A 23873-nucleotide genomic window follows, 5' to 3' on the forward strand; every position below is an offset into this window, starting at 1 on the left:
TAGTGCAGAGCAGAACAGAGTTCAACTAGAATAATTAGGGTCAGAGTAATATTAAATTTCTCCGGCATTTTCAGAAATTTAATTAGGGACAGAGTAGAGGTTTGCCTATGAATTAATTCCTCTCTTTGGGGCAATTCCTGCCGAATATTAGCGCTATCGCCCCAAGTTGGTGCGTTGATGCATGACAGCTATGCATCCGATGGGTCTGGCATCGCTATATTTGCTTTTGCCTTAAAAGGTCGCCCCCGTTTAGCGGGACGAATACGCTGGCTACCTTGTTGTTCCAGCCTGAATTTAAATGTTTCCGAACCAAGCACCCAGCCCTTACCAACCGCCTCGATCAAGCCGGCATCCCAAGGCAGAGTAAGTGCCTGCTCCGCCAATTCCTTATACGTAGCCTCACGATCGAACGGTGTGTTGCCTAAAGCCCAATACAAAGGATGATCGGCGATTAGCGCGTCCGGTTTGATACCGACATGATGTAAATAGCTCGACCAAGGGAATTCGCCCGGCGTCATGACCAAACCTTCATGCACCGGCAAAGATTCAATGACCAAACTACACTTCATCAAATATTGCTCAGGATCAATGACCGCAGCCTTATAACGTCCTTGCCACAAAGTACCGGTACGGGCATATTTTTGGTTGAAATAAGGGACGTAATAACGCCCGACCCATTGCATCATCCGCGACAATCCATCCAGATCAGTCGGCGTGGCCAAGAGTTGTATTTGATTACCCATCAAAAGATAGGCATGAATTGCCACTTTGAACTGGCGCGCAGCCTCACGCAGCCAGTTATAAAAGGCCAGATAATCGTGATTGTCACGAAAAATGATTTGCTGATCGATGCCGCGCTGGATTAAATAATGCGGCTGATGCGGAATGACAAGGCGAGCAAGACGAGCCATGAACAATAAGATGAGGATTGGGGAAGGTTTATTTTAAGCCCAATTTAAGAAAAATTGACTCCGACCCCAATTAAAAACGATGCTAGCTAGTGCTTAATCTAGCCGCATTACAACCAGACTATCCGGCTCGTTGCGCTCTGAAACAAGTTGCCGTATCCCCTTAAGCCTGACGTTACCTCTGGCTGTTCGCTCACCCCATTGCGTGACGGGACGCGTACTTTCCACATCCGAACTAACGCAATTCCAGCTCTCGGCCTTGAAGGTTTTTGCCAAACCATCTTGCACTTTAAAGGCTATCCACGGCCGGACTTTGCTGCTCATTGCAGGGTAACGACCGACCATTCCAGCTAAGTTCGGTTGCTCTGGTTGCAGACCCAGCCCATCCAACACCATGTTCTGCGACAACGCCAGGCCCGAAGTAGCAATCCGCATAGTTGCCGCAGTCGATACCTGTATCAGAGTAGGCACGGCCAATTTGCCGCTGCCAGCCACGACTTGGGAGTAATTCTGAAATAATTTTCCACGAATGATCACGCCGGATATTCCGTCCAGCCCACCAATGATCGTGGCGCCGAATATCGCGCTAGCCCAAACCGGAAGGTACGGCGTAGCGACCCCGACAATAGTGAGCGGGATAACAGAGGCCAGCGCCGTCGCGGCCACCCCGAGGAAACGTGGCTCGCCCAACCAGACGCAACGCGGCCCAAATACGCCATTAAGCGCTATTTGTAGTGGGTCGCGCACGACACCGTAAAACACACTCGCAATCGTTTTAATAGCAGGGGCGTTGACCACGGCATGCGCGCCATATCCAACGAGCGATGGCGCGGCACCAGCCAAGCCACCAATGACCCCGCCGAGCAATACAGCCGCCCTTTTCACATCCCGATTGCCAGCATATTTTTCCGGCACCATCGATCCAGCCAGTCCAGCGCCCACATACGCCCAACTGAATGCACCCACGGTGGAACCAAGAATAGTGACCGAGATATTGGAGGCCGAAGTTAAGGTTTGCAGGCCAGCACTGACGCCATAACGCGCAGCTGCGCCGGCTGCCGTACACAGACTGTCACGTGCACACGCGGCCCAGGCAGCTGCCGAGAGAGAAGGGAGAGCAACAGGAGGTTCTAAATTAATCGCCGTAGCATTGTGTGCCCCACTGAGTCGGGCGGGCAACGAACACGGCAGCGCAGAAGTATCTATGCCAATATCGAGCAGAATTTGAAAGGGGGCAGGTAATGACCGTGAAGCGGAGGGAATATACATGTGGAGGGAATTTTCAAAAAGAGAAGGCCAGCTACGACGCTGTCGCATTCGGCAATAGAAAATAAAAATCTTCTCATCGCAGAATCACAGCGCCACGAGCCCTAAAAGACCCCACCCCAAGTGCAAAGTTCACCTTTTTGTGTCTCGTTTACGTCTTCAACTTACAAAAAATAGCCTCCACCTTTTCGCGTGCCCACGGCGTTTTCCGTAAAAATGTCAGGCTCGATTTAATACTCGGATCACTTTGGAAGCAGCGAATGTCAATCAACTGTCCCAATTTCTCCCAGCCGTAATGATCGACCAGCGTGATCAAAATATTTTCAAGGGTGATCCCTTGCAAGGGATTATGTGGTTTTTCAGGATGCATGATGACGTGTGTTGGTGATGAAAAAATGGGTATGGCTGGATTATGCAACGGCTGCCCACGCGACGAAAGCTTAATCCAGCCAAACCCGATGAAACAGCATTGCGTCAACGGCAAAGCCGCTCTCCTCTATTCAAATGCGAAGAATCTTTGATGTAGACCGATGTAGACCAATGTAGATGAATCTCCGGCATCCCTTTTACCATCTTTATTTATGATGGTTCAGATGTTAATTATTCATTTTTAATAAGCTATCGGTGCATGTAAGATAAGACTCCTTATCCGCCGCAACGACCTACTCCGGAGAACCAACATGCCCTATGTCAATATCAAAATCACCCGCGAAGGCGCGACCACGGAACAAAAATCTGCTTTGATCAGCGGCGTAACCCAGTTACTGGTCGACATACTCGGCAAAAATCCACAAACGACTGTTGTCGTCATTGATGAAGTCGATACCGACAACTGGGGAATCGGCGGCGAAAGTGTCACCGTGCGACGGCGTGACGGCAAATAATGCCCATTAATCCCGGCACACCCGCCGCCATGCGCCGCGAAGCCTGGCAAGTCGCTATCTGCGGCGCGCTAGTGCTGGCAGTCGCAATGGGTATCGGGCGCTTTGCGTTCACCCCCTTGCTACCGATGATGTTGCACGATGGCGTGGTCGATCTCAACGCTGGCGGCTGGCTAGCGACGGCAAATTATCTAGGCTATTTTATCGGGGCGCTACTCGGCATGGTATTACGCGGCCGCCCGACTTTTTTCATCAAAATGGGTCTGAGCGCGACGGTGCTGCTCACGCTAGGCATGGGGTTATCTTATGCGCCCGCGCTATGGCTTTTAGTCGTATTGCGCACGCTGGCAGGCATTGCCAGCGCGATGGTATTTGTGTTTGCCTCGGGCTGGTGTTTGCAACGTTTAACGCAACTGCACGCGCCCGCGTTGGGCGGGATTATTTACTGCGGTCCGGGTTTAGGCATTTTGCTGACAGGTCTGCCGACCGCCACAATGGTCGAGCACAACTGGTCTGCGGCACAAGGCTGGCTACTCTTTGGCGGTCTGGCGTTTCTGCTTAGCGCGATCGTATGGCGTACATTTTCTGGCCCATCCAGCGTCTCAGGTCCGATCGCCAGCAGCACCCATAAACTCGAACCGCTGCAAATAAGACGTCAGACGCAAGGACTCACGCTAGGCTACGCTGTCGCCGGATTTGGCTACATCATCACCGCCACCTTTTTGCCGGTTATTGCACGACAAGCGCTGCCGCACTCGCATTGGCCGGATTTATTCTGGCCGATATTCGGCCTTTGCATCGCACTCGGCGCGTTGTTGGCTACCAGAATTCCGACACGCTGGGACAACCGTCTATTGCTGGCGATTTGCTATCTACTGCAAGCCGCGGGTGTGTTGATCAGCATCGCGTTGCCGAACATCCTGGGATTTGCGCTAGGCTCTATCTTGATCGGTTTGCCATTCACCGCGATTACCTTATTTGCGATGCGCGACGCACGGCGCTTATACGGCGATCACGCCCGCAGTCTGATGGGCTTACTGACAGCCGCTTACGGCATCGGACAAATTATCGGCCCGCCGCTCGCGACCTATCTGGTGAAACGCACAGGTTCTTTTACAGCGTCGCTCTGCATCGCCGCAGTGATGCTGTTGGCCGGTGCAGGCTTATTCGGCGCTATGGTTTGGCGGGTAAAAAAGCCGCAACGCGCAGCAGCATAAAAAAATCCTGGCAAGAATTTCTTGCCAGGATTTTTATCTTTCAGATTTCTTCGACGTCGTTATTTTTCCGATTCAACTGCGCTTTCTTCCGCCGAATTAAGCGGCACAAACCGCTGCGTCATTTTTCCTTCGTATTCAACTTGCTCAAAAAAAACATTACTCGGTCGAGTCCAGATTGAACCATTGGCGGCGCGATAAACAATCATCGTCACCGTCGGATCGGACTCCAGCGTCGCCTCGCAAATAAAATCGTAAATGCCGCCTTTAAAGTGTCGATACTGCATGTACTATTTCCTTCAAAAAACAATATCCGATTAGCGGAATGCCGGTTCGCTAAAGCTACGCAGCTTGCGACTGTGTAATTGTTCGACGCCCTGATTGCGCAAGAGTTCGAGCGCTTTGATGCCTATTTTCAGATGCTGATTTACCCGTTGTTCATAAAACCGATTTGCCATCCCCGGCAATTTTATTTCACCATGCAACGGTTTATCAGACACGCATAACAACGTGCCATACGGTACCCGGAAACGGAAACCATTAGCGGCAACAGTCGCGCTTTCCATATCCAGCGCAATGCTGCGGCTTTGATTAAAACGCAGCAATGGCACTCGATGATCGCGCAGTTCCCAGTTACGATCATCGACCGATGCCACGGTCCCGGTACGCATGATCCGCTTCAACTCATACCCTTCCAACTGCGTGATATTTGCCACGGCGTCCTGCAAGGCCAGCTGCACCTCAGCCAACGCCGGAATCGGCACCCACAGCGGCAAATCGTCATCCAGCACATGATCGTCGCGCACATACGCATGCGCCAACACATAATCGCCCATCCGTTGCGACGCCGCCAAACCCGCGCAATGCCCCAACATAATCCAGCCATGCGGACGTAAAACAGCAACGTGATCAGTGATCGTTTTGGCGTTAGATGGGCCAACGCCGATGTTAATTAACGTAATCCCTGTGCCGTCGGTGCGCTGCAAATGATAAGCAGGCATTTGCGGCTGCCGTGCTGGCGCAATCCCCGTAATATTGCGGTCTGCGGGCAAGTCATCCAGATTCGCGTTCCAAGTCGTCAAATCGCCCGGCTCGACAAAAGCAGTGTATTGCTGACGATACGCCAATTGTTCAGGATCGGTCGTCGGCTGCATCAACTCGCGTCCCATGCGGATAAATTCATCCACATAAAACGCATAGTTAGTAAACAACACGTAGCGCTGAAAACGATCCGGCGAAGTCGCGGTGTAATGTTTTAAACGATGCAGCGAATAATCAATTCGCGGCCCGGTAAACAATGCCAGCGGATGCGGCTCGCCCGGCTGCTCCTGATAAGTACCGTTGACAATCCGATCATCCATCGACGCCAGATCGGGCAAATCAAATACATCCGGCAGATGACGCAAATGTTCTGGGTCGAGATTGCCCTCGACATGAATCCCTTCCGAGAAAGCGAAATGTACCGGAATCGGCAATTCACTCACCCCAATTTCCAGCGGCACGTCATGATTGTCGCGCAACAGTTTGAACTGGCTGACCAGATAATTGGTGAATAACGCCGGACGCGTCAGCGTAGTCTGATACACGCCCGGCCCGGCGACAAAACCGAACGATTGTCGGGTATCGGCACGGGTATTAAATTCAGTCGTAATTCGCACAAACGGATAGCAGGCACGGACCCGGCCCGGCAAAATTTCACCGCTGGAAAAACGTTTAAAAGCGTCGCGCAATAATGCGGTGTTATGGTCGTAGATGGCACACACGCGCTCGACGGCGGCTTGCGGATCGGTAAATTTTTCAATTGGGAACATTGCTTCTCCGTAGATAGGTGAACAGGGCCAAATGAAAGGAAAATAAAATCTAATCCCGTCTGCACAGCGTTCAGGCCGCACGGCGCAGCTGGATCAATGTATTTTTATTCTACTGGGATTGTGGATAATCTGACAGCATCATCTGACAGAATTAATGTGACGTTGGCATGACTGCATGCGACCAACCATGCTATTGCGCAAAAACAGGCTGTACTTTGATACAAAACAGCAGCGGCAATTAAAAAAAGCGATGCCGTAGCATCGCTGTAGACCTTCGGATCAATTTCAGCAGCTAAAAATAACCTGACAATTCCGCAAATTTATTGCATGAAGTCATACTGACCGCCACGCTCAATCGCCCGCAAATACGCGGGCCGTGCGTGAATACGCTGCAAATACGCCATCAGATTCGGCCGACCTTTATCCAGACCGGCGCGTTGCTGGGCCGCTTCAAGCGGAAAACTCATCTGGATATCCGCTGCGCTGAAATCGTCACCGTCAAACCAGATACTTTTAGCGAGTTCAGCCTCCATGAAATTCAAATGCGTTTCAATTTGCGGATCAAGATATTTTTTCTGCACGCCGCCCGAAATCAAACGCGCGAACGGACGCAGAAATGCAGGCATCGGCGGACGCGGAAGCCGTCCAAATCAATTTCATTACCAGTGCCGGCATCGCAGAACCTTCTGCATAATGAAGCCAGTAAGTATAGCGCTGACGGTCTTTTCCACCGGCGGCAGGTTGCAATCGTCCGTCGCCATATTGCGCCAGCAGATACTCGATAATCGCGCCCGATTCGGCCTCGGTATTATCGCCATCGGTAATTACCGGCGATTTACCCAAGGGATGTATGGCGCGCAATGATGGCGGTGCCAGCATGGTTTTTGGATCGCGCTGATAACGCTTCACCTCGTATTCCAGACCCAGCTCTTCCAGCAACCACAACACACGCTGCGAGCGCGAATTATTCAGATGGTGCACAGTAATCATAGTCAGCAATTCCGGTGAGTTGATCGCAAAGGGAGCCGATATAGCAACCGATTATGCATTGGAATGACCTTTCATAGGCAAGCCATCGCTGCAACACTAAGACAACAACATCTGCGCGCCTGAACCGGGCACTCAGGCATAAAAGGAGACACCATGTTAATAGATGCCGAAAAATCAACCCTACTGCTAGTCGATTTTCAATCCAGGTTAATGCCCGCGATCCATCAGGGTGAGACCGTAGTCGCCCAAGCGGTACGTCTGGGCCACATCGCCAAACTCCTCAGCGTACCGATTATCGGGACCGAACAAAGCCCCGCCAAGCTGGGCGGCAACGAAGCCGCAATCAAACAATTATGCGAAAAAACCGTCAGCAAAGTGCATTTCAATGCCTGCGCTGATGGTTTACTAGACGCATTACCGCACAATCGCGGGCAAATCATCATCGCCGGTTGCGAAGCGCATATTTGCATGTTGCAAACGGCATTAGGATTATTGGCCCACGATTATATGGTGCGCGTGGTGGTTGATGCCGTCGGCTCACGCCGCGCAAGCGACCGCGAAACCGCGCTGGCGCGGCTGCAACAAGCGGGCGCACAATTAGTAACAGTGGAAATGGTGGCTTACGAATGGGTCAAATCTAGCGAACATCCGGCTTTTCGCGAGATATTGCATTTGATCAAGTAACGTCAGGCTGCTCACATTAGCGTGAGGCTGATTCGGACGCTGCAACCAGAGATCGCAGCGTCCTCAGCAATGGAATTAAGCAATGAAATTAAGCAACCGAACCAAGCAATCAAACCAAGCCAATTAAGACCCGCCAAAAAACTCGCGCATCAAAAATGCCTGTAACGCCGGACCATCGGTTTCACGCGCCGAAAGCTCTACCAAACGCCCCAGACGTTGCGAATCCCACTTAAAGTCGCCCGGATAACGCTTGCGAATTAGCGCGATCATACTCTTCACAATGGCGGCGTTGATATCACCATCCACACCGGCATCCACGTTAATCACCTGACGTCGATTTTCACGGTTGGTCGCGCCCCATCCGCGAAACGCGTACTGCGCAATCCGCGGTCCTTTATTCAGAATCTGAAACACCCCGCCGCCGCCTTGGCTACGCTGTGTCAAAAACTGGATATTCGACACGGCAACCGCATTATCGGCAGGCGCGTTGCTGGCGACCGGTGCGCCCGGATCCGGATCAGGCCGCCCTTCGGCTTCCGCTTCAGCACGGCGACGATCCCGCGCCGCGTTCAGCATCGTGCTCATATCCATCTGTGGCGGCGCTGGCTTGATTTGTTCGGCGGGCGGCGTTGCCTGTATTGGTGAAGGCGCAGGGCTCAGGCGCGCCGTAGTCGTCGGTTTAGCAGGACGGCGCACTGCCACTTTTGGCTGCGTCGCCGCTTTAGGACGAACAACCTGCTTCGGCGGCGGTGTTGGCGCTTTAGGTGGCGGCACGGTGATCGCGGTCGAAGGCGTCTTCGGCGGCGTCAAAAATGTCACCTGCAACGGCGCTGCAGGTTGATTGGCGCTCACCAACGGCGGCACCTCATCCACCTGACTCCAGATCAGCGCAAACAGACCCACATGCAGTAAAACCGAAAGGGCAATACCAATCGCTGTCCTGCGCCGTTTACGTGCTGACAGCGAATTGCTGAATTGCATTGTTTTTTTACGCATTTTACCGATGAGTGTCAGACCGCACTGGGTCTTGACTGCATTTAACTGAATACTGGGGTTGTCCGAGGCGATTAAATCAATCCGAAAAACGGATTTTAAACAATCTCCCAAAATTCTTCACGCTAAATTACAAAACGTAAGAAAGTCGGCCAGTTTAGTATGTAAAAGACATTGAAATTGCTAAAAAGAAAAGATAAATATCACCGCAGTGCCTATTTATACGCTTTTTCAAGATTTGAAGGGGGATGCGAAAAGCCGAAGGATAAAAGCGTGTGCGGAAAAATGTAACCGCTGCATCAAGAACCAGCGATGCTTTCGATAACGATAAAGACCTGCATCAACGCTAAGTCGGCAGGTCCAGATTAAATAGGGCGATGACGGAACGGTCACGCTCCCACCATTAAGACCCTTTGAACACCGGCTTACGTTTTTCCTTAAAGGCAAGCTGCGCCTCTTTGGCGTCGTCTGTTTTGCCGATCGCCGCAGTCATATCCTGCTCATAACGATAGCCATCGCGCAGACTCATATCCTCGATGACGTTCAACGTATGCTTGCCCATCCGCGTCGATATCGGGCTTTTTGAGGCAATTGCGGTCGCTATCGCCATGGCAGTCGGCATCAACTCTTCAGCCGAAGTACAAGCTTCAACAATCCCCAACCGATACAACTCTTCCGCCCCAACCCGATATCCCGTCAATGCCATCCGGCGCAGCCTGGAATGACCGAATAAGCGCATCGCATGACGACAACCGCCCAGTAATCCCACGTCAACCTCTGGCAAACCCAGCGACGCGGTCTCTGACGCCACCAGAATATCGGCGGAAGCCACCATTGCCAGTCCAGAACCAAGCGCCGCGCCATTGATCGCCACAATCACCGGCTTTGCGCACTCACGGATGGCATGAAAACATTCACGTGTGCGACGCGAATGCGCCATCAGATCGCCAGCAACTTTGATGTTTTCGGCACGCCCCTTGAGATCGGCACCGGCACAAAAAATCTTGCCAGCCGCGGTCAGCACGACGACCCGGATATCATCGGTTTCTGAAATAGCATCCAGCGCCATAGTCAATTCATCGTTCAACACACGCGTAAGCGCATTGACCGGCGGGTTGTTCAGCGTAAGGATGGCGATATGCCCATCAATGACTACATTAAGTTGTGTGAAATGTTGCGTGAAATCGACCATGATGACTCTCTTGTATGCGACGAACACGGTCGCCTGAGGGGAAGGTTTTTTGATAGCTAAAATCTGAAAATGCAACGTCAGGCATCGCTGCCTGCACACGCATTTCCTGACGCCAACAACTTCTTAGAAAGTATGTCGCACGCCGAGATTCACAGCGCTATTGCCAGAGCCGGTTTCAATGGCGCTACCGACTGTATATCCTGCGCCATTCTTATTATTGATGCGCGCATACGATGTATAAAGATCGGTACGCTTCGACAATGAATAGGTGTAGCCAAGCGCGAGTTGGGTTGCATCCTGATTGAATCTGGTTTTGTCATCTTTATGAATATACGACACGATCACCTTTCCCACGCCAATCGGAATCGTCGCGCCCAACAAAAAATCGCGGCTATCGGTAGATGATTTTGGTGCAACGGCGGAGCCGTAAGCATTCACGTTGGATAACGGAGAACTGTTTGGCCCCTGATTAATGCCATATGCAGCAAACGCCTTGATCATTCCGAAATCGTAATTCGCAGCCAACACCGTATTTCTGGCAGCGGCCAGTCCCTTAACTGTGTCGGTATCGTTGTTTCGATTATGGTAAGCAAGGCGCACGTTAAGCAGCCCTGAAGCATAAGCAATTGCGCCACCGATCGCACGCGATGCGGCCGTCGTACCAGCGACCTCGCCAAAGCCATAAACCAACTCGCCATTGAACCCATTGAATTTGGGCGAGACGTATTTAACGGCATTATTCATCCGCGCGCCAGAGGTTGCCATGACATTCGAAAACACACCCGCAAGGCCTGCCGCAAAGGGATCGCCGACCGTCGTCATAGTGATGTAATTAGGGGTATATTGCCGACCCATCGTCATTGCGCCAAAGCTGCCATTCAGTCCGACGTAGGCTTGCCGCCCGAAGAGCAAACCGCCTTGCCCCAGCGCGCCGGTATCGGCTTGAAAACCGGTTTCTAAAACAAATATTGCAGAAAGACCGGAACCAAGATCTTCAGTGCCACGGAAGCCCAATCGTGAGCCAGACTCAATGCCGCTGGTGAGTTTATTCACAGAACCGGCTGCGCCGCCCGACTCATGCACAATCCCTGAATCAACAATGCCATAAATGTTGACGCTGGTTTGGGCGTAAGCAACTTCAGAAAATGCTCCCATGACTGCAAGTACCAAAAATCTTTTATTCACGAACGTCTCCTTGTTATAAAGGTCAATTATATGACCTATTGTCCTAAGGCGAACTGTAGGCTCTGCAAAAACAACTGTCAAGAAAAAAATAGTAAGTTGCGACGAAGACGATAACCGTTGTTGCAAAGCAGCCGCGGCGCTTAAAAAGCGCAGTCCAATTGATGAGGAAGTTACGTAGATATAAAAGTCGGCAAGGGCCACCCGACAGGCTGCGAGGCAGCATCAGCGGCTCAATCAGTTATAGATAAACGCGCTCTTCACGGCATCTTCCGGCATCCTTAGCTGGACGCTGGGAAGCGATATTTTTAGCGCCGATAGCGATTGATAGTAGTATTACGCGCCAGCGCTATCCGGGCTGCTATCGTCTTTACCTGCATCAGAAAATCCATAAAGCAGCGCCGGATTATCCACCAGAATCTGTTGACGTCTGGCCGGGTCCGGCACCCATGCATAGAACAAATCCAGCAAGTCACCCACATCCGGCGACTGCTCTCCCATACGCACAAACGGCCAGTCGGAACCCCACAGCAAACGACTGCTATTGGTTGCCACCAATGCGTCATGGAAAGGCCGCAGATCGGCATAGGTCGGTGCAGCGCGAGAAACACGGCAAACCGATAATTTGATCCATATCGCACCCTTTTCCAGCCACACCAACAAAGACTTAAAGGAGGGATCATCGATGCCGCGCTCTACTTTAACGCAGGCCATATGGTCTAGTACCAGCGTCAGTCCTAGCGGCACAAGCTCTGGCAGGATGCGTGCATAGTCGTCGCAAGAAGCCCAAAGCTGTGCATGCAGGCCGATTTTTTTCATCACCGGTGCCAGCAATTTAAGTTGTTCGACGCCGACACTACCCTTGTATGGATTGCCTTGCGGATCGCGCATTTCGACAAACCGCAAACCGCGAATACCTTCATCAAACAAATGCTGCAACGCCGCTTCACTAGTATCCGCAGTAGCCACTGCAATCCCGCGCACACGTCCGTCATTACGGCGCAGCGCATCCAGCATCGGCCGGGCATCAGTACCGTACGGCGCAGGCTGCACCAGCACGCCACGCGTCGCGCCGAGTGTGCTCAACATTTCTGCGTAAAGCGCAGCAGGTGCCAGCGGTGGCGGATAGCTGGCGACTTCCGTCAGCGGAAATTCGTCGTAGGGCCCGAAGACATGCGCATGTGCATCGCAAGCGTTCGTTGGAAGTGCAGTTTTGGGCGCGCTCGGCATCACCGGATCGACGCTTGCTAACTGTTGAGCAGAGGACGCGTTGGAAGTCATACTGCCCCTGGTTCCGTAATCGCGACAAACATGCCTGCGGGCATCTCAGTCAATAACGGTGCGCCCGGCAGTTCGCCTGCGGGTTCATGGTTGACAACCGACAGCGGCGGAATCGCTCCTTCATCGGGCATCGGAATTTCGTGCGCGTTCAAGGTCATCGACACCATCGAGTAATAACCGATGATGGCCGCGATCTCGACTACCCCGGCTTCTTTGTGCACACGCAACACCTCTTGATAAACGTTCTCAGACACCGTGCCGGTCTGCTGCAACTGACGCGCAAACTCATAAATGGCAGCATCATCGGCATCATTAAAAACCGGCTTCGCAGCGACCCGAATCGCTTCAATGACGGCGTCCGGAAGACCAGCCACTTGCGCTGCGGTGGCATGGATATACCATTCAATCTGACTGTTCCAGCGCCTTGCTGTAACAAGAATCGCCAACTCGCTCAGCCGTGGTGGAATACTGGTCCCAAATCGCAGCAACGCGCCCATCTTTTGCCAGCGGTCGGCAAGTTCTGGATTATGCAGCGCAGCGCGCAAAGGGCCGACCAGCCGGGCCCGCGGCCCGCTGACAATCGCATCGTAGACCTGCCGCTGTTCGGCATTCATAGTCTCTGGGGTGGGGAAGGAAATACGTGACATAAACTGCATCCGATCAAATTAAATAGTGCCTGCGCCAGCCCATGAGGCAATCTGTTGCTGATCAAAGCCCAGCTCCGACAACACTTCATTGGTGTGCTGTCCCAGCAACGGCGGCGCGCGGTCAAATGTTAAAGCGGCTTCACTAAAACGCATCGGGCTGCGAAGCTGCGGGACCGATCCGGCAGTCGGGTGCGGTATCTGGATCAGCATTTCGCGATGCTTGACCTGCTCATCTTCCAGCACTTGAGGAATGGTATTGATAGGGCTGCTCGGCACGCCCGCTTGATCCAAAAGACCAGCCCAAACCGTCATCGATTTCTGCTGCAATATGTCGGCAATCATCGGCAACAAACTCTGTTGATTACGCACCCGTGCGCTGTTGCTGGCGAAGCGTTCATCGTTCACCCAGTCCGGACGATCGATCACCTGACAGAACTTAGCAAACTGCCCATCGTTGCCGACCACCAACACGATATGCCCATCCGCGCAGGCGAACACATCTTGCGGCTGAATATTCGGATGTTTGTTACCTGCACGTTTGGGCGTCTTGCCAGAGACCAGATAATTCATGCCCTGATTCGCAATCGATCCGACCATCACATCCAGCATCCCGATATCGATGTAATCTCCCAGTCCGGTTTGCGCCCGGCGCGCCAGCGCCGCCAGTACAGCAACTGAGGTGTACATGCCGGTCATCAAATCCACAATCGGTACGCCGACCTTCTGCGGTCCACCGCCGGGTAAATCATCGCGCTCGCCAGTGACGCTCATCAATCCACCCATGGCCTGGATCATAAAGTCGTAAGCCGCATGTTCCGCTTTCGGGCCGGTTTGCCCAAAGCCTGTGACCGAACAATAAATAAGGCCAGGATTGAGCGCCTTTAACTCAGCGTAACCCAAGCCGAATTTAGCCAGCGTGCCGACCTTATAATTCTCTAGCAGAATGTCTGACTTTGCCGCCAATGTGCGAATAATGTGCTGACCATCGGCGGTGTTCAGATCAACCGTCACGGAACGCTTGCCGCGGTTGGCAGACAGGTAATAACCCGATTCACGCGTTGGTTTTCCCTCGCTGTCGTTCAAGAACGGCGGCCCCCAACTGCGAGTATCGTCGCCGACCAGCGGCCGCTCGACTTTAATGACATCGGCACCCAGATCAGCCAACACCTGCCCAGACCATGGGCCAGCAAGAATCCGGCTTAAATCCAAGACTTTTATATGCGAAAGCGGACCTGACATGAAACACTCCTGACGAACTGAATTAACTGAATTGATTAAATTGACCAAGCCGCAGCGATACGGTCATTGATGACAGGCAGACGCGTTATGCAGATGCGTCGTCGGGCATGGTCGCCATCACTGACGGGCGGCGACAAAATTCCTGATGCCAGACAGCAAGCTGCGGTCGGGCAGCGCGCCAATCAATGTCGGCAAATCGATAATCGAGATAGGACAATGTGCAGCCGATCGTGACGTGACCGATATCGAAATGGCCGTCGGCCAGCGCAGTCGCCTCTTGCTCAAGGCGATCCAATGAAGCGTTCATTTTGGTCTCGAAAGCAGCTAACCAGGAAGGTAGTTGCTGTTGCGCGGTTTTCATGCGCTCTTGCCGCCAAAGCAATAGAATCGACAACATGCCGTCGCCCAGCGCCTGACGGCGCAATGCCAGCCAGCGCACCGCGCCATCTTTAGGGAAAAAGGAGGGGCCCTGATGCAGGGTATCGAGATATTCGCAAATGACAGGCGAATCGTATAAAACCTCGCCCGAACTGAGGACCAGAGCAGGAATCTGGCTCAGCGGATTGTCTAGCATCAAAGCTGCGTTGGGCTCGGCAAGCGCGGCCACCGAACGCACATAGTCAACCTTGTCCTGCTGACCTGTTTCTTGCAACAAAATGACCACTTTTCGCACAAAAGGCGACCGTGGAGACCAATGTAATTTCATACCGTTCCCTTATCGATTAATGACAAGTAACGGCATGCACCGTTACTTCAGTCTGATATCCAGGCGAATCACATCACCCCGATAAATACCCTTCCCCACGAATACAACGCAGCCGCTTTGATCCACTGCCGCGCGCGTGACATACGCAATTGGCGCATTCAGCGGTATTTGCAACAGATCGGCAATCTGCGGATCGGCCGAACCCAACGTCAATGTTTGGTGCGCTTCCGCAATCTCCAGCCCCGGCAAATCCCGCAAAATCCGCATCGACGTTTTAGTCTCAAAGGACTTCTTCGGAATGCGTGCGCACACCCTTTCGTCGATATACACATCGCCCAGGTAATACGGCTTGCCGTTACGCCAGTGACGCCGTCGCCAGTGCTGATATCCTGCCGCCATCTCACCAATTGGCGGCTCTACCGGCGAAGGCGACAAACGTTCTTTCGCGGTCAAAATCTCAATCGTCACACCATCCGGCGCGATCAGCTGGCCCGACCAGTCGGTCGCCACTTCGCACCAAAACTGTTCCTGCGGCTTGCCAATAACAAAAGTCCCTTTCGCCCGATAACGCGCAATCAGCTTCTCTTCTTCCAGCAAATCCAGCGCCTGCCGCACAGTGGCGCGCGCCACATTGCATTCCTGCGCGAGATCGTCCACAGTCGGTATCTGCGCATCAAGCGGCCATTCTCCCGACTCAACCCGATGCCGGAACAGGCTTGCCAATTGCACATAACGCGATACCGCACTACGGCTGAAATCGATAGCGACACTGGTCTTTACATTATTCATTTTCATCAAAAGCCTTATTCGATCATGTACCGTGCATTTCAGGCGGCCAAATAAATCCGGCGACCAAAACAATATAGCAACAGTATCCTTCAATCAATCGATAACCTAGTCTTTTGACTTCATCCTTTAAAAAATAATGTTAGCCGCCGATTCTGCCGCACTTTTATTGCCTTGAAATCGCCATAAAACAGTTCAATGGCCTTGAAACACCGGTTTCCGCTTCTCCAGAAACGCCTGCATACCTTCTTTCTGATCTTGCGTATCAAACAACAACTGAAACGCCTTGCGCTCCAGCAACAAAGCTGTCTCCAACGGCACATCATGACCCTGCTGCACGACTTCTTTAATGGCGCGCACGGCTAATGGCGGCATGCTGGCGATCTTTTTTGCCAACGTAATCGCCTGCGTCAACGCGCCACCGTCCGCTACCACTTCCGATACCATGCCCATGGCAAAAGCCACGCCAGCGGTCACCGGTTCCCCCGTCAACAGCAGACGCAGCGCCTGATATTTACCGATGGTGCGCACCAGTCGTTGCGTCGCACCAGCGCCCGGCATAATGCCGACACAGATTTCGGGCTGACCTAACTTTGCCGTTTCTCCCGCAATAATCAGGTCACACGTCAGCGCCAGTTCACACCCGCCGCCCAGTGCATAACCTTCGACGGCGGCAATCAATACTTTACCGCTTTGGCGCATGACATTAAAAACCCGATCCGTTGCCAGCAAAGTATGCGAAGTCGGCGTCATGCCGGCCATTTCTGCGATGTCCGTGCCTGCTACAAAATAGCCCCCGGCACCCGTCAGAACAATGACCCGTACCTGAGCATCGGCACTCAATTTTTCGATGGCCGTTGTCAGTTGCTGCTTAACCGCCAGATTCAGCGCATTACGGCGTTCAGGTCGATTGATGGTCACCACGTTGACGCCGGACGCGACTTCTTCACAATTTACAAACTGGTCAGTTGCGATAGTCATCGTGCACGCTCCGCATAAAATGTACGATTCGCAGCCGTCATGCGACGTAACAATGGTGCAACCCGGTAGCGATCTTCACCGTAACTAATTGCTAAATTTTGAATCACATTGCGAATGCAAGTCAGGCCAATCGCATCGCCCCATGCCAGTGGCCCACGCGGATAATTCACGCCGTTGACCATCGCCAGATCCACAGCCTCAGTCGTAGCAATTGCTTGCTGCACCATCTCGGCAGCTTCATTGCACAGCATCGCTACCGTACGCATCACAATCAGGCCCGGCGCATCATCCAGCACAACGACCTTTTTGCCGAGTTTTTGAAAGAAACCGGCAGCAACCGCCAACGCATGGTCGGATGCCTGATCTGCTTTGGCGATCGCCACCAGCGTTGCAGTGTCATAATCCAGCGCAAGGTCAAACAACACCTGCACCGGCGCTAAATCATTTGCGCGTTCGGTGGCGCTGCGACCATCCGTCAACGCGACCGCCACACCATCTATCCGCAAGATTCCCACGCCGTCGGTGCGTGTCACAGTCAGTCCAGCTTGCTCGGCTAACGCAACGAGTTTTTCTGCCGGTCCCAGATCGCCCTCCACAATCACCGTTGACGGCACAGCAGCGCTGGCCGTTATTTGCACGGCAGGCGCGACCAAAGGTTCAGCGTATTGATAAAATCCACGCCCGGTCTTTTTGCCTAGCCATCCGGCGTCCACCAGATCCTTTTGCAACAACGACGGCTTATAGCGGGGATCTTGAAACAGCGCGTCATACACCGATTGCGTCACCGCATAATTAACGTCATGACCAATCATGTCCATCAACTCGAATGCGCCCATCCGAAAGCCACCGGATTCTCGCAGCACAGCATCCAGCGTCGCCGCATCGGCAGCACCCTCCGCCAACAGCCGCAATGCTTCGCCATAAAAAGGGCGCGCAACCCGATTGACGATAAAGCCCGGTGTTGACTTGCAATGCACCGCGATCTTTTTCCAGGCCTGCGCAGTCGCAAAAATAGTAGCAACCACATCTTGACTAGTCACCTTGCCGCTTACCACCTCGACCAGCGGCAGAATCGGCGCAGGATTAAAGAAATGCATGCCGATCACGCGTTCCGGGCGTTGCAACCGTGCAGCAATCGCCGTCACCGACAACGACGATGTATTTGTCGCAATAATTGCATCTGCGGCCAGCAGCGCTTCGAGCTTGATTAGCACAGCGGTTTTTATGTCGATGTTTTCAACAATCGCCTCGATCACCAGACCCGCTTCGGCAAGCGAGGCGATGTCCACATCGCTAGTCAATCTTGCCAGCCGGTCATCATGCTGCGCCGTGCTTATCTTGCCTTTTGCCAATAGTCGACTATACGCAGCGCGGATCGAATCCACGCCGCGTTCCAGCGCCGCCGAAGCCGCGTCGTGCAGCACCACACGGTGCCCCGCATTCAACGCAACTTGCGCAATACCGCTGCCCATTGCTCCGGCACCGATGACGCCGATCAACACCTTTGTACTTAACGCAGTCATAGAATCCTATCGTCCTTATGCAGCAGATTTTGCTAATGCTTCCGGTTTCACACCGATCAGCAAAGTCACCGCGCCAAACAGCATCCAGCCGCCGAAATAGTATTGCCCGATCATCAGGCTGCCGGTCGTCGTTGAAAGCCAACCCACCAGCATCGGACTAAACACGCTGCCGATACCGGCTAGCGTACTCAACAGAGCGAGCCCGCCCGCTGCTGCGGTGCCGGATAAAAATGTTGAAGGCAAGGTCCAGAAAGGTCCGGTCAGACTGAGCGTCCCGGCGGTCACCAACGTCAGCATCAGCACCGATAAGGCGACGCTGTCCTGGACTGCTGGCAAGGTTATCCAACCGGCGGCCGCGATCAATGCAGGAATAGCCACATGCCAGCGACGTTCACCGGTTTTGTCAGAGTGCCGTGCATTTAAGTACTGCGTAACCAACGCGATAAAAAACGGAATGACGGACAACAGGCCGATCTCGAACACGTTATCGATACCGGATTTTTTGATGATCGACGGCAACCAGAAAAATATGCCGCCGGTTCCCACCAACACCGCTACGCCCATCCCCGCCAACCAGTAAAGCTTAGGCTCGCGCATCGCCGCCTTGAACGAATGGTGCGTTTTGCCTGATTTAGCTTTGGCTTCAGCATCAAAGTCACGCTGAATCAACGCCTTCTGTTCAGCTGAAAGCCAGCTGCTTTTAGCCGGTGAATCCTGCAAGTAAAAGTAGGCGGCTACACCAATAAAACAGGCTGGCAAACCCTCCACCAAAAATAACCACTGCCATCCCTTCATTCCCGCGACGCCATCAAACACATGAATCAGCCAGCCCGACAGAGGACCACCGATCATCCCGGCAATCGGAATCGACGCTGTGAACAACGCGGTGAAACGTGCCCGACGGCTTAACGGCACCCAATAAGTGAGATACAGCAACATGCCCGGAAACAAGCCCGCTTCAGCCGCGCCAAGCAAAAATCGCATGATATAAAAATGACTGGGAGTCGACATAAACGCCATCGCAGCACTGAAAAGTCCCCACAGCACCATGATGCGCAGCAGTGTTTTGCGGACGCCAACTTTATGTAAATAGAGATTGCTCGGCACTTCCAGCAACACGTAACCGACATAGAAAATACCTGCGCCGATACCATAAATGGCGTCGGTAAATCCCAGATCGCTCATAAACTTCAGCTTAGCGAAGCCCACATTCGAGCGATCGATAAAAGAAACAACGTAGCAAAGCATCAAAAATGGCATCAATCGCCACATGACCTTTTTGTAGGTCGCATCCGCCACCGCATCGCCAACTGAGCGAGACGCACTGGTTAGGCGATCAGCGTTGCCAGAAACCAAAGAATCGGTATTGCGCATTACAGTCTCCATCGATTATTTTTGTGATGTTGTATTTCAAACCAATTCAGCTAACAGCCATTAGTCCATATTTATGACCTAAAGAATATAGCGTTATTTTAGGCATGTCAAACGAATCTTCTTCGGAGATTATTTGAGACAGCAAAGGATCAGGCTGCACCGGGCGGCCTGATATTTTCACTATGGGGGTTGTTTATATTGAGAAAAACGCATGCCAGTCTTGCACTGTCATGTGGCGACGGTCCGTATAAATCCGTCATTTTCGACGGATTTATACGATGCCAATCAACTAAAAAGAGGCAGTCTGATACCGCCCCTGACTTCGACCAAAGTTACCAACTACTCCTGCGGCACCAACGCCAATGCAGGCGTCAAATCCCCCATCGGCTGTCCACCATTTGTCACCAGCGCGTTATCTCTGGCCTTGATCCCATCCAACGTCGACAATGCAAAACGCCGCGTAATAAAACGCAAGATTGAGCCGGTATCGTATTGCGTGTGATCGATAAATCCCTTACGTACATAAGGCGAGACCAAAATCGCGGGCAAACGTGTTCCCGGTCCCCAGCGATCGGCTTTCGGCGGTGCAACGTGATCCCAGAAGCCGCCGTTTTCATCGTAAGTCACCAGAATCAGCATGTGCTTCCATTGCGGACTGGCTTGCAGCTTGGCGATCACATCGGCAATATGCGCATCGCCATCCGCAACGTTGGCATAGCCTGCATGCTGATTCAGATTGCCTTGCGGTTTATAGAACGCCACCGACGGTAATTTACCCGCCGCAGCATCCTGCAAAAACGATGCATCGTAATCCTTCAGATGGCTAGTCCGTTGCGCGGCACCGGCAGGCGTGGCGGGGTCGAAACGGGCGTAATAATTGAACGGTTGATGATGCGGTTGAAACTGCACATTGCCTGCATAAATAACGCTGCGACGGGCGCTTGATGCATCGGTCAAAGCCGCATTCCAGGCTCCCGCGTACCAGGCCCAGCTCACCCCTTTTGCAGATAACTCGTCGCCAATCGTCGCCTGACTTTGTGCAGGCAAGGTCGTGGCTTTGCTGGCGTCGGCATAGCTCGCCGTGCCAGCAACAGCATTCCCGCTAGGCTGATACAACGGCTGCATCGTATTGACCGCATAAAACATGCCGGATGCATCCTTCGGCGTCAGTGTGCTGTCTTTCAGATACACCGGCGCGCCGCTCAATACTGAAGCTGGATTGCCCGTGCCCGGCGTCAACCGCACCAATTTGCCATTGGCATCCACATCGATAGCAGAAATACTGCCCTTGGCCGGAGAGTTCGCGGCATCGGCGTTCGGATAAGTCGGTGCGCACGCGCAAATCAGATATTGGTGATTCAGGAAAGAGCCGCCAAATGCGCCCATGAAAAAATTATCGGCCAGCGTATATTGTCTGGCGATATTCCATAGCTTCATTTTGCTGCCATCGTAATAGCCCATGCTGAGGCCGCCCGCATCCGAATACGCCGCAAACTGATCGTTCTTGCCGCCATTGATCTGCATCTGATTATTGTAGAAACGATGGACCAGATCACGCGTAATCACCGCCGGATCCATATACACCGCGCTGTTGGCGTCATCGATCTGAAATGGCTTATTCGGCAAACCGGCGGATTGCGCCTGCGTAATCACCTTGCCCTGCCCCGCGACCGACATACCGCCCCAGGTTGGCGGCAACACTGGCAGGACATTGCCATCGAAATCCTTCTGCGGGTGATAGCCGGATCGCGACGTTGGATTCACGCCGGGGATGCCATCGGCACCGGGATATAAACCGTATAAATTGTCGAAACCACGGTTCTCGGCAAAAATCACGACCACATTCTGGATGTTGCGCATTGCCAACGCGCCGTTGTCAGCGTCAACACTGCCGGACGCCGCGCCATTGTTAAGACCACCAACGCCACCGCAGGCACTCAACCCAACCGTGACCGCCGCCATCAACGGCAATAACCGCGATGACTTCCCCTGTTGTACTCTATAAAATAATTTATTCATCAATCCCCCTGGCGGAAAACCGCCATCCTAAGCCTGGAATATGTCAACTGTGTGAACTACGACGATAGCAGAGGAGAATAAAACCCGCATCATGCACAAAACCGCGATGATGGCGTCATCGTTTCGTCACACGGCAATGTTAGCCTCTTCCACCATCGAAATTGCGCCCTGCCAACCCGTATGCACAAAAATACTCTCCGATCAGTGCTGACATCCTTGGCAATATTATTAAGCGGTATCGCGGCATGGCAGAATCCTGCACTGGCCAGCGACGCGGCAGCCAGCCCAGCCTATCTTGGTGCGGCGTATGCCCCTTCTTCTAAACAACAACCTTCAGTCGCGGCAATGACGACGATGGGCCGCGTGCTGTTTTTCGATGCGTCGCTATCCGCCTCTGGCAAGATGTCCTGCGCCAGTTGCCATAGTCCTAGTCATGCTTTCGGGCCACCGAATAATCTGGCGGTGCAATTGGGCGGCAAAGAAATGAAAACACTGGGCACACGCGCCGCGCCTTCTCTGCGCTATCTGCAAACGGTGCCCGCGTTTACCGAACATTTTCATGACAACGATGGCGACGACAGTATCGATGCCGGTCCTACTGGCGGCCACAATTGGGACGGTCGTGCATCGTCGGCGCACGATCAGGCGCGCATTCCTTTGCTATCGCGCCACGAAATGGGCAATGCCAGTCCGAACGATGTGGTCAACAAACTGAAAAAATCTCCGAACGCGGCGTTGTTCGGACAAACCTTTGGCGAGGATATTTTTAACGATCAGGCGCAAGCGTTTACCGCGATGCTAATGGCATTAGAAGTTTTTCAGGAAAGCCCTGCAGACTTCTATCCCTACACCAGCAAATACGACGCTTTTTTACGCCATCAAACGCCATTGAACAAACAAGAATTACGCGGACTGGCCTTGTTCAACGACCCCGCCAAAGGTAACTGTGCGGCTTGCCATATCAGCGAAATAAATCCCGGCGGCGCGTTCCCGCAATTTACCGATTACGGCTTAATTGCCATCGGCGTACCGCGCAATAAAAAAATTCCCGCCAATGCCAATCCGGCCTTTTTCGACATGGGACTGTGCGGCCCGGACCGCACCGATTTGCGCAACAAAACCGAATATTGCGGCCTGTTTAAAACACCGTCATTACGCAACGTTGCGTTGCGAAAAGTATTTTTTCATAATGGATCATTCACCAGCCTGGAACAGGTTTTAAAGTTCTATGTGCAACGCGATACACAACCACAAAAATGGTATCCACGCGGTAAAAATAGCGTCGTAAAAAAATTCAACGACCTGCCCGTCGAGTATCACGACAACATCAATGTAGAAGCCCCGTTTGATCGCAAACCGGGCGACAAACCGGCATTAACCGACAGCGAAATTAAAGACGTGATCGTGTTTTTAAAAACGCTCAATGATGGTTATGTCGCGACACCGTCATCTAAAAAGTAGGGGAAAAATAGGATTATTTTTGAGCAATTTTTGATAGTTCAAAGAATCTCTTTAATGCTGTAATGCGCCCTCAGAAGCAAGTAATTGCTATTCTTTTTCTACTTTTTTGGAGAGATTATGAGAATCGATGGCATTCAGGCATTAAATTTTATGGGCGCTGCCACACGCAGTATTTTTGGGGACACAAAAAACGCACGGGACGTTACATCTTTAGCCCATAACCTGACGTCGGTATCGATGAATTCAGAGCAACTTAGCGGTGGTAGCGGAAGCGCAAGTACACCATCCAATAACATCCCCTATTTCACGGCGGAACATTTTAATGCGCCTCAGCATGTCAAGCCACAACCTAACGGTGTCGGCACCAATCGAGTTAACACGCGGCCATTGACCAATCGCGATGCTGAAACGCCTCCGCAGAAAGAACGCACAAAGGGCTCATTTCAAATAAGATGTGACAATAACGATCAAAGAACCAAACTACTAGACGACGTCAGACGACGCACATTAGATTCAAAGACACCATCCCTGGAGTCGATCAGGGGGCGTACTACTGAGGAATTTAATGTTGCATCCTCGTACTCATCCAGCCAGTCCCCTTTCTCAGGAAGGGGCACACGCAATGACAACAACGATTACGGGTCCAGAGCAGCTAGCGCCCTACATCCCAACGGCCGCAAATAATTTTAGCAAGTAATTACTTTTTTTGGGAGAGATTCAAGCCTTGCAGCGAGA

At 52.6% G+C, this 23873-nt stretch carries 21 protein-coding genes and 1 pseudogene; 4 read left to right on the forward strand and 18 right to left on the reverse strand.

Annotated elements, in window-relative coordinates:
- Positions 1 to 188 precede the first annotated feature (188 nt).
- The 3 genes from C7W93_RS23675 to C7W93_RS23685 all read right to left on the reverse strand — a co-directional run bounded on the left by C7W93_RS23675 (position 189) and on the right by C7W93_RS23685 (position 2544).
- Positions 189 to 911, reverse strand: a complete 723-nt coding sequence (locus C7W93_RS23675; RefSeq protein ID WP_108442799.1) for a transposase — start codon at positions 909 to 911, stop codon at positions 189 to 191.
- Between the two features lie 93 nt (positions 912 to 1004).
- Positions 1005 to 2177 carry a hypothetical protein gene (locus tag C7W93_RS23680; RefSeq protein ID WP_108442800.1) on the reverse strand — a complete coding sequence of 391 codons (1173 nt, stop codon included), beginning with the start codon at positions 2175 to 2177 and terminating at the stop codon, positions 1005 to 1007.
- Between the two features lie 148 nt (positions 2178 to 2325).
- Complete coding sequence (locus C7W93_RS23685; protein WP_108442922.1) at positions 2326 to 2544, reverse strand: VF530 family DNA-binding protein; 219 nt, start codon at positions 2542 to 2544, stop codon at positions 2326 to 2328.
- Positions 2545 to 2854: 310 nt separating this feature from the next.
- Here C7W93_RS23685 and C7W93_RS23690 point away from each other — a divergent pair, with 310 nt between their 5' ends.
- Together C7W93_RS23690 and C7W93_RS23695 are read left to right on the forward strand one after the other, a co-directional pair.
- Entirely contained in the window at positions 2855 to 3058 is a 204-nt protein-coding gene (locus C7W93_RS23690; RefSeq protein ID WP_108442801.1) for a 2-hydroxymuconate tautomerase family protein, read from the forward strand.
- A complete protein-coding gene (locus tag C7W93_RS23695) occupies positions 3058 to 4272 on the forward strand; it encodes a YbfB/YjiJ family MFS transporter (protein WP_108442802.1) in 1215 nt (404 codons plus the stop codon). The genes C7W93_RS23690 and C7W93_RS23695 overlap by 1 nt, the downstream gene beginning before the upstream one ends.
- A gap of 59 nt (positions 4273 to 4331) precedes the next feature.
- Here the strand turns inward: C7W93_RS23695 and C7W93_RS23700 are convergent, their stop codons facing one another.
- The 3 genes and pseudogenes from C7W93_RS23700 to C7W93_RS23710 all read right to left on the reverse strand — a co-directional run bounded on the left by C7W93_RS23700 (position 4332) and on the right by C7W93_RS23710 (position 7070).
- Positions 4332 to 4556: a DUF1653 domain-containing protein gene (locus C7W93_RS23700; protein ID WP_108442803.1), complete on the reverse strand. Its 225-nt coding sequence runs from the start codon at positions 4554 to 4556 to the stop codon at positions 4332 to 4334.
- 30 nt (positions 4557 to 4586) lie between these two features.
- Entirely contained in the window at positions 4587 to 6080 is a 1494-nt protein-coding gene (locus tag C7W93_RS23705) for an AMP nucleosidase (protein ID WP_108442804.1), read from the reverse strand.
- Positions 6081 to 6400: 320 nt separating this feature from the next.
- Positions 6401 to 7070: pseudogene (locus C7W93_RS23710) on the reverse strand (glutathione S-transferase).
- A gap of 153 nt (positions 7071 to 7223) precedes the next feature.
- Between C7W93_RS23710 and C7W93_RS23715 the strand changes: the two are divergent.
- Positions 7224 to 7754 (forward strand): isochorismatase family protein, encoded by a 531-nt coding sequence (locus C7W93_RS23715; protein ID WP_108442805.1) that lies wholly within the window; start codon positions 7224 to 7226, stop codon positions 7752 to 7754.
- A gap of 123 nt (positions 7755 to 7877) precedes the next feature.
- On the opposite strand, the gene C7W93_RS23720 is transcribed toward C7W93_RS23715, so the two are convergent.
- The 12 genes from C7W93_RS23720 to acpA form a co-directional block, all read right to left on the reverse strand.
- Complete coding sequence (locus tag C7W93_RS23720; protein ID WP_108442923.1) at positions 7878 to 8735, reverse strand: hypothetical protein; 858 nt, start codon at positions 8733 to 8735, stop codon at positions 7878 to 7880.
- Positions 8736 to 9150: 415 nt separating this feature from the next.
- Positions 9151 to 9939, reverse strand: a complete 789-nt coding sequence (locus C7W93_RS23725) for an enoyl-CoA hydratase/isomerase family protein (protein ID WP_108442806.1) — start codon at positions 9937 to 9939, stop codon at positions 9151 to 9153.
- Positions 9940 to 10062: 123 nt separating this feature from the next.
- Positions 10063 to 11124: a porin gene (locus tag C7W93_RS23730; RefSeq protein ID WP_225870021.1), complete on the reverse strand. Its 1062-nt coding sequence runs from the start codon at positions 11122 to 11124 to the stop codon at positions 10063 to 10065.
- A 333-nt stretch (positions 11125 to 11457) separates the two neighbouring features.
- Positions 11458 to 12402, reverse strand: coding sequence for an amidohydrolase (locus C7W93_RS23735; RefSeq protein WP_108442807.1), 945 nt, complete (start codon positions 12400 to 12402; stop codon positions 11458 to 11460).
- Complete coding sequence (locus C7W93_RS23740) at positions 12399 to 13049, reverse strand: carboxymuconolactone decarboxylase family protein (protein ID WP_225870022.1); 651 nt, start codon at positions 13047 to 13049, stop codon at positions 12399 to 12401. Before C7W93_RS23740 ends, C7W93_RS23735 begins: the two co-directional genes overlap by 4 nt.
- Positions 13050 to 13067: 18 nt before the next feature.
- Entirely contained in the window at positions 13068 to 14288 is a 1221-nt protein-coding gene (locus C7W93_RS23745; RefSeq protein WP_108442808.1) for a CaiB/BaiF CoA-transferase family protein, read from the reverse strand.
- Positions 14289 to 14373: 85 nt separating this feature from the next.
- The gene (locus C7W93_RS23750; RefSeq protein ID WP_108442809.1) at positions 14374 to 14994 is read right to left on the reverse strand and encodes a glutathione S-transferase family protein; all 621 of its coding nucleotides are present in this window, start codon (positions 14992 to 14994) and stop codon (positions 14374 to 14376) included.
- A gap of 42 nt (positions 14995 to 15036) precedes the next feature.
- Positions 15037 to 15783 carry a GntR family transcriptional regulator gene (locus C7W93_RS23755; protein ID WP_108442925.1) on the reverse strand — a complete coding sequence of 249 codons (747 nt, stop codon included), beginning with the start codon at positions 15781 to 15783 and terminating at the stop codon, positions 15037 to 15039.
- Positions 15784 to 15975: 192 nt separating this feature from the next.
- Entirely contained in the window at positions 15976 to 16761 is a 786-nt protein-coding gene (locus C7W93_RS23760) for an enoyl-CoA hydratase-related protein (RefSeq protein ID WP_108442810.1), read from the reverse strand.
- Positions 16758 to 18284: a 3-hydroxyacyl-CoA dehydrogenase gene (locus tag C7W93_RS23765; protein ID WP_108442811.1), complete on the reverse strand. Its 1527-nt coding sequence runs from the start codon at positions 18282 to 18284 to the stop codon at positions 16758 to 16760. The genes C7W93_RS23760 and C7W93_RS23765 overlap by 4 nt, the downstream gene beginning before the upstream one ends.
- A gap of 15 nt (positions 18285 to 18299) precedes the next feature.
- On the reverse strand, positions 18300 to 19658 hold the full coding sequence (locus C7W93_RS23770) for an MFS transporter (RefSeq protein ID WP_108442812.1): 1359 nt from the start codon (positions 19656 to 19658) through the stop codon (positions 18300 to 18302).
- Positions 19659 to 19997: 339 nt separating this feature from the next.
- Complete coding sequence (gene acpA / locus C7W93_RS23775; RefSeq protein WP_108442813.1) at positions 19998 to 21677, reverse strand: acid phosphatase; 1680 nt, start codon at positions 21675 to 21677, stop codon at positions 19998 to 20000.
- A 180-nt stretch (positions 21678 to 21857) separates the two neighbouring features.
- Between acpA and C7W93_RS23780 the strand changes: the two genes are divergently transcribed.
- The gene (locus C7W93_RS23780; protein WP_108442814.1) at positions 21858 to 23138 is read left to right on the forward strand and encodes a cytochrome-c peroxidase; all 1281 of its coding nucleotides are present in this window, start codon (positions 21858 to 21860) and stop codon (positions 23136 to 23138) included.
- Positions 23139 to 23873: the final 735 nt, after the last annotated feature.

The organism is Glaciimonas sp. PCH181, from assembly GCF_003056055.1.
In the GTDB taxonomy this organism is placed as follows: domain Bacteria; phylum Pseudomonadota; class Gammaproteobacteria; order Burkholderiales; family Burkholderiaceae_D; genus Glaciimonas.